Source organism: Pseudoalteromonas sp. SG43-4, from assembly GCF_014164325.1.
Taxonomy (GTDB): Bacteria; Pseudomonadota; Gammaproteobacteria; order Enterobacterales; family Alteromonadaceae; genus Pseudoalteromonas; species Pseudoalteromonas distincta.
Genome location: NZ_JACJFB010000013.1, coordinates 129,726 through 137,450 on the forward strand (window position 1 = coordinate 129,726; position 7,725 = coordinate 137,450).

5 protein-coding genes are annotated in these 7,725 nt (G+C 42.9%); all 5 read left to right on the plus strand.

Annotation, left to right across the window (positions count from 1 at the left end; translation table 11 throughout):
- The first annotated feature begins 82 nt into the window (after positions 1–82).
- Positions 83–4,258: a DNA-directed RNA polymerase subunit beta' gene (gene rpoC, locus H5160_RS13850; RefSeq protein ID WP_002958884.1), complete on the plus strand. Its 4,176-nt coding sequence runs from the start codon at positions 83–85 to the stop codon at positions 4,256–4,258.
- 195 nt (positions 4,259–4,453) lie between these two features.
- Positions 4,454–4,828, plus strand: a complete 375-nt coding sequence (rpsL, locus tag H5160_RS13855; RefSeq protein WP_002958885.1) for a 30S ribosomal protein S12 — start codon at positions 4,454–4,456, stop codon at positions 4,826–4,828.
- A gap of 97 nt (positions 4,829–4,925) precedes the next feature.
- Positions 4,926–5,396, plus strand: coding sequence for a 30S ribosomal protein S7 (rpsG, locus tag H5160_RS13860; RefSeq protein ID WP_010555004.1), 471 nt, complete (start codon positions 4,926–4,928; stop codon positions 5,394–5,396).
- Positions 5,397–5,423: 27 nt separating this feature from the next.
- The gene (fusA, locus tag H5160_RS13865) at positions 5,424–7,538 is read left to right on the plus strand and encodes an elongation factor G (protein WP_002958887.1); all 2,115 of its coding nucleotides are present in this window, start codon (positions 5,424–5,426) and stop codon (positions 7,536–7,538) included.
- Positions 7,539–7,600: 62 nt separating this feature from the next.
- On the plus strand, positions 7,601–7,725 hold a 125-nt coding region (locus H5160_RS13870; protein ID WP_033023824.1), incomplete at its 3' end, for a GTP-binding protein.

Sequence of the window (7,725 nt, forward strand, 5' to 3'; positions counted from 1 at the left end):
CGCTGCAGCATCTGTTATGGCTGAATAGAATGTAGGGACGAGACTATCCGTCCTCAAGATTAACTCCGACAGGAGAGCTAAGGTGAAAGACTTACTTAAGTTTCTGAAGCAACAAAATAAGACCGAAGAATTCGATGCAATTCGCATTGGTCTTGCTTCACCAGACATGGTTCGTTCATGGTCATACGGTGAAGTAAAGAAACCTGAGACTATTAACTACCGTACTTTCAAGCCTGAGCGCGACGGCTTATTCTGTGCCCGTATTTTCGGCCCAGTGAAAGATTATGAGTGTTTATGTGGTAAATATAAACGCCTTAAACACCGTGGTGTGATCTGTGAAAAGTGTGGCGTTGAAGTAACACTCACTAAAGTGCGACGCGATCGTATGGGTCATATCGACCTTGCGAGCCCAGTTGCACATATATGGTTTTTAAAATCATTACCGTCACGTATTGGCTTAATGCTAGATATGACGCTTCGTGATATTGAACGTGTTCTTTACTTCGAATCATTCGTAGTAACTGAGCCTGGTATGACAACGCTTGAGCGTGGTCAACTATTAGGTGAAGAAGAATACTTAGATTCACTAGAAGAGCACGGTGATGAATTTGAAGCGAAGATGGGTGCTGAAGCAGTTTTAGACTTGCTTCGTGAACTTGATCTTGCTCAATTAATTGCTGAGATGCGTGAAGAGTTACCAACAATTAACTCTGAAACTAAGCGTAAAAAAATCACTAAACGTCTTAAGTTAATGGAATCGTTCCACCAATCAGGTAATAACCCTGAGTGGATGATCATGACAGTACTTCCAGTATTGCCACCTGATCTACGTCCATTAGTACCATTAGACGGTGGTCGTTTTGCGACATCTGATCTAAACGACCTTTACCGTCGTGTTATTAACCGTAATAACCGTCTTAAGCGTCTACTAGATTTAGCAGCACCAGACATTATTGTACGCAACGAAAAACGTATGTTACAAGAAGCGGTAGATGCGCTACTTGATAACGGTCGTCGTGGTCGTGCAATTACAGGTTCTAACAAACGTCCTCTTAAATCTCTTGCTGATATGATCAAGGGTAAGCAAGGTCGTTTCCGTCAGAACTTACTTGGTAAGCGTGTAGATTATTCAGGCCGTTCTGTAATCACAGTAGGTCCTACACTTAAGCTTCACCAATGTGGTCTTCCTAAGAAGATGGCACTAGAGTTATTCAAACCATTCATCTATGGCAAATTAGAGCGTCGCGGCATGGCTACGACAATCAAAGCAGCTAAGAAGATGGTTGAACGTGAAGTTCCGGAAGTATGGGATGTACTTGACGAAGTAATTCGTGAACATCCAGTATTACTTAACCGTGCACCAACACTTCACCGTTTGGGTATCCAAGCGTTTGAACCTGTGCTTATCGAAGGTAAAGCGATTCATTTGCATCCATTAGTATGTGCGGCCTACAACGCCGATTTCGATGGTGACCAAATGGCGGTACACGTACCGTTAACAATCGAAGCACAGCTTGAAGCTCGTGCCTTAATGATGTCAACAAACAACATTCTATCTCCTGCGAATGGTGAGCCAATCATCGTTCCTTCACAGGATGTTGTATTGGGTCTTTATTACATGACTCGTGACCGCATTAACGCTAAAGGCGAAGGCGCGATATTTAAAGATCCAAAAGAAGCAGAAAAAGCATACCGCAGCGGCAATGCAGACCTTCACGCAATCGTGAAAGTACGTATTAGCCAATCAGTTAAAAACGAAGACGGCATAGTAGAAGACACTGTGACTGTTATCGATACAACTGTTGGTCGTGCAATTCTGTCTCTAATTTTACCTAAAGGCATGCCGTTTGCGTCAATCAACCAGCCGCTAGGTAAAAAGCAGATTTCTGGCTTATTGAATGAGTGTTACCGTCGTCTAGGTCTTAAAGATACAGTTATCTTTGCTGACCAAGTTATGTACACCGGTTTCCATTATGCAATGAAGTCAGGTGTTTCTATCGGTATTGATGACTTAGTTATCCCACCGATTAAAGCACAGATAATTGAATCAGCTGAAGCTGAAGTGACTGAAATCAACCAACAATTCCAATCAGGTCTTGTAACGGCTGGTGAAAAGTACAATAAAGTTATCGATATCTGGTCACGTGTAAACGAAAACTTATCACGTGAGATGATGGCTAACTTGTCAAAAGATACAGTTATCAATGCAAAAGGTGAAGAAGTAGAGCAACCGTCATTTAACTCAGTGTTTATGATGGCCGACTCAGGTGCTCGTGGTAGTGCTGCACAGATTCGTCAGTTGGCGGGTATGCGTGGTCTAATGGCACGTCCAGATGGTTCAATCATCGAGACGCCAATCACAGCTAACTTCCGTGAAGGTCTAAACGTACTTCAGTACTTCATCTCAACGCATGGTGCGCGTAAAGGTCTTGCCGATACAGCACTTAAAACAGCAAACTCGGGTTACCTAACGCGTCGTCTAGTAGACGTTGCACAAGATTTGGTAATCAATGAAGATGACTGTGGCACAGAAGATGGCTTAACAATGAAACCGCTTATTGAAGGTGGTGATGTTGTAGAAGCACTTCGCGAACGTGTTCTAGGTCGTGTTGTTGCTGAAGATATTGTAATTCCAGGTACTAATACTGTACTTGTTGAACGTAATGTTATGCTTGACGAAAAACTGTGTGACCTTTTAGAAGAGCACTCAGTAGATGAAGTTCGCGTACGTTCTGTTATCACATGTGATAATGACTTTGGTGTTTGTGCTAACTGTTACGGTCGTGACCTAGCACGTGGTCACATCATCAACGCTGGTGAATCAGTGGGTGTTATCGCGGCTCAATCAATCGGTGAGCCGGGTACACAGTTAACAATGCGTACCTTCCACATCGGTGGTGCGGCATCTAGAGCATCTGCAGAAAATAATGTACAAGTTAAAACTAACGGTACATTAAAACTTCATAACTCTAAGTACGTATTAAACACAGACGGTAAGATTGTTATTACCTCTCGTTCTACGGAAATTACTATCATCGATAGTCATGGTCGTGAGAAAGAGCGTTATAAAGTACCTTACGGTGCGGTACTAACAGTGCAAGACAATGCAGAAGTTCAAGGTAATGACATCGTCGCTACTTGGGACCCGCATAGTCACCCAATCGTTCTTGAGCATAAGTCAAAAGTATCGTTCAGCGATATCGATGATTCAAATACTGAAGCACAGACTGATGAACTAACCGGTTTAACCCGTGTAGTTGTAAAAGATCTTGCTAAAGTAAATACGAAAGAACCAAAGCTTATCATTGAAAGTGAAGAGCGCGGTCTGCAAGAAACACGTCTTCCTTCATTCACTACGATTGAAGTTATTGACGGCGTTACAGCAAACCCAGGTGACGTGTTAGCACGTATTCCGCAAGAAGGTTCGAAAACTCGTGATATCACGGGTGGTCTACCACGCGTAGCCGACTTATTTGAAGCTCGTAAGCCAAAAGATCCAGCTATATTAGCTGAAGTAACTGGTACAATTAGCTTCGGTAAAGAGACTAAAGGTAAGAAGCGTTTAGTTATTACTCCAGCTGAAGGTGATCATTACGAAGAGATGATTCCTAAGTGGCGTCAACTTAACGTGTTTGAAGGTGAGCAAGTGTCTAAAGGTGAAGTTATTGCCGATGGTCCTGAATCACCGCATGACATCTTACGCCTACGTGGTGTGACTCATGTTGCTAACTATATCGTTAACGAAGTGCAAGAGGTTTACCGTTTGCAAGGCGTTAAGATCAATGACAAGCACATTGAAACAATTATCCGTCAAATGTTACGTAAATGTACCATTATGCACGGCGGTGATACTGACTTCTTAGCCGGTGAACAAATCGAAGTGGCGCGCGTTAATATCGCAAACCGTGACCTTGAAAAACAAGGTAAGATACCAGCTAAGTTTGAAATCCAGTTAATGGGTATCACAAAAGCATCACTAGCAACAGAATCTTTCATCTCTGCAGCGTCTTTCCAAGAGACAACACGTGTTCTTACAGATGCGGCAGTGAATGGTAAGAGCGATGAGCTTCGCGGTCTTAAAGAAAACGTAATTGTGGGTCGTTTGATCCCAGCCGGTACCGGTTTTGCGTATCATCAAGAACGTATGGCTCGCCGTAAACAAAGCAAAGTAGTAGTAGAAGAGCAAACAGTAAGTGCAGAAGAGGCGACTCAAGCACTTACAGACGCTCTAAATGCTGATTTGTCTGGAAATCAATAAACTGTTCTTAATCAATAGATTAAGTGAACGTAAGGCAGTTATATGCTGTCTTACGATTAGTTTAGGTTGACAGGTTAAACTTTGCTCATTAAAATTCCGCCACCCATTTACTTGTGTGCTTAATGCAGGCTCGTAAATAAAGGGCGGATTTTTTTATTTTTTTCAGTAGTAATTTTAATTTCAGGAGCTATTTAAATGGCAACTATTAACCAGCTAGTGCGTAAGCCACGCCGTAGCAAGGTTACGAAAAGTAACTCAGCTGCACTAAAAGCGTGTCCGCAAAAGCGCGGTGTATGTACTCGCGTATATACAACTACACCTAAGAAACCAAACTCGGCGTTACGTAAAGTAGCACGTGTACGTTTAACTAACGGTTTCGAAGTAACTTCATACATTGGCGGTGAAGGTCATAACCTTCAAGAGCATAGTGTAATCCTAATCCGTGGTGGTCGTGTTAAAGATTTACCAGGTGTGCGTTTTCACACTGTTCGTGGTGCACTTGACTGTGCAGGTGTTAGCGATCGTCGTCAAGCTCGTTCTAAATACGGTGCAAAACGCCCTAAAGGGTAATTGTATTCCGTTAGTAAGGCCAAGCACTAAATATTTATAATTATTGTTTTGGGTGATTGACTCGAAAGAGCAAACCTGAATAAACCGGAGATACAAAATGCCTAGAAGACGCGTAATCGGTCAACGTAAAATTCTTCCAGATCCTAAGTTCGGATCGGAACTTCTTGCTAAATTCGTTAACATCGTGATGTTAGACGGCAAGAAATCTACTGCTGAAAAAATTGTTTATGGTGCGCTAGACGTGGCTGCTGAGAAATCAGGCAAGTCGCACCTAGAAATCTTTGAAACTGCACTTGATAACATCCGTCCACAGGTAGAGGTTAAATCTCGCCGTGTTGGTGGTTCAACTTATCAAGTACCAGTTGAAGTACGTCCAGTTCGTCGTAACGCATTAGGTATGCGTTGGTTAGTAGACGCTGCACGTAAGCGTGGCGAAAAATCTATGGGCTTACGTTTAGCTCAAGAAATCGTTGACGCTTCTGATAATAAAGGCACTGCGGTTAAGAAACGTGAAGACGTTCACCGTATGGCTGAAGCGAATAAAGCATTCGCTCATTACCGTTGGTAATCTGTCTTTAACCTTTAAGAGGATCATATGGCACGTACAACTCCACTTGAGCGCTATCGTAATATAGGTATTGTTGCTCACGTAGATGCAGGCAAAACCACCACAACAGAACGTGTTCTGTTCTACACAGGTCTTTCTCATAAGATCGGTGAAGTACATGATGGCGCTGCAACTATGGATTGGATGGAGCAGGAACAAGAGCGTGGTATCACAATCACTTCTGCTGCAACAACGTGTTTTTGGAAAGGGATGGATGCTCAATTTGACGCCCATCGTATCAATATTATTGATACTCCAGGACACGTAGATTTCACTATCGAAGTAGAGCGTTCTTTACGCGTACTAGATGGTGCGGTAGTTGTTCTTTGTGCTTCATCTGGTGTACAGCCGCAAACTGAGACAGTTTGGCGTCAAGCGAACAAATACGAAGTTCCGAGAATGATCTTCGTAAATAAAATGGATCGCACGGGCGCAGACTTCTTAGCAGTGGTCAGCCAGGTGAAATCTCGTCTTGGAGCAACGCCTGTTCCAATTCAGTTGCCTGTAGGCGCTGAGGACGACTTTAAAGGTGTTATTGACCTTATAAAAATGAAAGTGATTAACTGGAACGAAGCGGACCAGGGTATGACTTTCTCTTATGAGGCAATACCGGCAGAACTTCTGGAATTAGCTGAAGAATGGCGCGCTCATTTAGTTGAAAGCGCTGCTGAAGCAACAGAAGAACTAATGGATAAATACTTAGAAGGTGAAGAGTTAAGTGAAGCAGAAATTAAAAATGCTTTACGCCAACGAACATTAGCAAATGAGATTGTTCCAGTTACTTGTGGTAGCGCATTTAAAAACAAAGGCGTTCAAGCTGTGCTTGATGGCGTTGTTGAATATATGCCGTCACCAGAGCAAGTGAAACAAATCCAAGGTATCTTAGAAAATGGTACTGAGGAAGAACGTCCAGCTAATGATAAAGCGCCGTTTGCTGCACTCGCATTTAAGATTGCAACAGACCCGTTTGTTGGAACCTTGACCTTTTTCCGTGTTTACTCTGGTACTGTTAAACAGGGTGACACGGTATATAATCCAGTAAAAAGTAAGCGTGAGCGACTTGGCCGTATCGTACAGATGCATTCAAACTCTCGTGAAGAGATCAAAGAAGTTTTCGCAGGCGACATCGCGGCAGCTATTGGTCTTAAAGACGTAACAACAGGTGAAACACTGTGTGATCCGAATTCTATTATTACGCTTGAGCGTATGGAATTCCCAGAACCAGTAATCTCTATTGCGGTTGAGCCCCGCACTATAGCTGACCAAGATAAGATGGGTATCGCACTAGGTAAACTAGCTGCTGAAGATCCTTCTTTTCGCGTACAAACTGACGAAGAATCAGGCCAGGTTATAATCTCTGGCATGGGTGAACTTCACTTAGATATCATCGTCGACCGTATGAAACGTGAATTCAGTGTTGAATGTAACGTTGGTAAGCCGCAGGTCTCATACCGAGAAGCTATTCGTTCAACTGTTAAGGTTGAAGGGAAGTTTATACGTCAGTCAGGTGGTCGTGGCCAATATGGACACGTTTGGATTAAACTTGAACCGATGGATATTACGGATGATGAGTCACCAATTTACGAGTTCGTTAACGAAACCGTAGGTGGTTCAGTTCCTAAAGAATTCGTTCCTGCGGTAGACAAAGGTATCCAAGAGCAAATGTCTCAAGGTGTACTGGCAGGCTACCCATTACTTGGCGTTAAAGCGACTTTATATGATGGTTCATTCCATGATGTAGATTCGAATGAAATGGCATTTAAAATAGCAGGTTCACTGGCAATGAAAAACGGGGCGCTTGAAGCTAACCCTGTACTTTTAGAGCCAGTAATGAAGGTTGAAGTACTCACTCCTGATTCAAATATGGGTGATGTAGTTGGCGACTTAAACCGTCGCCGCGGCATAATCGAAGGCATGGAAGATGCATTAGGTGGACTTAAGCAAATTAATGCGCAAGTTCCTCTTTCTGAAATGTTTGGTTATGCAACTGCTTTACGATCTGCAACACAGGGCCGTGCCTCATACTCTATGGAGTTTGTGAAGTACGCTGAAGCCTCTAAAAATGTCGCAGATACAATAATTTCAGCTCGCGCTGTTATATAATTTTAGCTTGTCTGGCTCAATAGTGAGTCAGGCTTTAATTTCTTTATTAGGAATTTTTTAAGATGGCAAAAGAAAAGTTTGAACGCGTAAAACCGCACGTAAACGTTGGTACAATCGGCCACGTTGACCACGGTAAAACTACACTAACTGCAGCAATCACTAACGTACTTGCAAAAGTATACGGCGG